This is a genomic window from Virgibacillus alimentarius (assembly GCF_017874635.1).
Taxonomy (GTDB): Bacteria; Bacillota; Bacilli; order Bacillales; family Amphibacillaceae; genus Virgibacillus_B; species Virgibacillus_B alimentarius.
Window position 1 is genome coordinate 1 of record NZ_JAGIKX010000076.1, and the last position, 1,064, is coordinate 1,064.

Annotated in this window: 1 protein-coding gene; it reads left to right on the plus strand. The window is 35.6% G+C overall.

Annotated features, from left to right (window positions below; all coding sequences use genetic code 11):
* On the plus strand, positions 1-995 hold a 995-nt coding region (gene ltrA, locus J2Z81_RS15675), incomplete at its 5' end, for a group II intron reverse transcriptase/maturase (protein ID WP_226371757.1).
* Between the last annotated feature and the right edge of the window lie 69 nt (positions 996-1,064).

Below are 1,064 nucleotides of genomic sequence, written 5' to 3' on the forward strand. Positions count from 1 at the left end.
TCCTTACCCCAATATTTGATGGACAATTCAGCGATAATAGTTACGGTTTTAGACCAAGACGTTACGCAGAAATGGCGATATTAAAAGCATTGGATTATATGAATGATGGATACGAATGGATTGTGGATATTGATTTAGAACGCTTCTTTGATACTGTGAATCATGATAGATTAATGAATTTAATATCAAGAACGGTAGATGATGGTGACGTAATATCGCTTATCAGAAAGTACCTAGTAAGTGGTGTGCAAATCAATGATGAATACAAAGAAACTGTGATTGGAACTCCGCAAGGAGGAAATCTCTCTCCATTACTTAGTAACATCATGTTAAATGAACTTGATAAAGAATTGGAAAGTCGTGGATTACGGTTTGTAAGATATGCAGATGACTGCATAATCATGGTGAAAAGCGAAATGTCCGCTAGACGAGTGATGAGGTCAGTAACAAGGTATATTGAAGAAAAACTTGGTCTAGTAGTTAACATGACAAAATCTAAAGTAACTAAACCTAATAATCCAGATATGAAATTCTTAGGATTCGGATTCTTCAGAGACTACCAAAACCGTCTGTATAAAGCAAAGCCACATAGGAAGTCGGTAGAGAGCTTTAAGTATAAGTTAAAACAACTAACACGAAGGAATTGGAGTGTTGATACGAAGTATCAAGTAGAAAGAATAAACCAGCTAATTCGTGGATGGGTTAACTACTTTAAAGTCGGTCATATGAAGAAGTTACTAACACGAATAGATTCCCACACAAGGGTACGACTAAGAATGTGCATATGGAAGAAATGGAAAACAGCCAAAAACCGTCGAAAGAACTTAATCAAATTAGGTATGAACAAATACAATGCATACAAAAATAGCCATTCGAGTAAAGGGGCGATAAGAATCGCATATTCATGGATTCTTACTACCACAATCACAAACGAAAGGCTAACAAGATTTGGTTTAATATCCTGTATTGAACATTATAACAAAGTACATGTATAGAATAAAATTAAACCGCCGTATACGGATCCGTAAGTACGGTGGTGTGAGAGGTCGGATAATCAATTAATG